Source organism: Desulfofundulus thermobenzoicus, assembly GCF_009428905.1.
Lineage (GTDB): Bacteria > Bacillota > Desulfotomaculia > Desulfotomaculales > Desulfovirgulaceae > Desulfofundulus_A > Desulfofundulus_A thermobenzoicus.
On record NZ_WHYR01000173.1, the window covers coordinates 1 to 468 of the forward strand.

At 42.7% G+C, this 468-nt stretch carries 1 protein-coding gene; it reads right to left on the reverse strand.

The genetic code is table 11. The annotated features are described in order from the left end of the window. Positions 1-468 (reverse strand): ATP-binding protein (locus GFC01_RS18080; RefSeq protein WP_479723394.1); only part of this gene is annotated, 468 nt, incomplete at both ends.

Genomic DNA, 468 nt, shown 5'->3' on the forward strand with positions numbered 1-468 from the left:
GTATCGTATTCCCCTTTTAGGAACTTTTCATGCTTAGCTACGTTTTCAAGAAATGGGATGTTTGTTTTAATTCCGCGAATCCTGAATTCTTGTAAATTTCGAACCATTTTAGCAGCCGCTTGATCAAACGTGAGCGCCCATGTGGACAGCTTGACCAATAGTGAGTCGTAATAAGGTGTAATGACCGCACCTTGGAAGCTGTTCCCTGTATCAAGACGTACACCAAATCCCCCACCTGAGCGGTAGGCCATAATTTTTCCTGTGTCTGGCATAAAGTCATTTAAAGGATCTTCTGTTGTGACCCTTGATTGAATGGCAAAGCCGTGTGTAAAGATATCTTCTTGCTTTGGAATACCAACTTCTTTGCTGTGAAGGTTATGCCCCTTTGCAACAAGAATTTGAGTTTGAACGATATCGACACCTGTGATCATTTCTGTGATCGTGTGTTCTACCTGCACCCTTGGATTG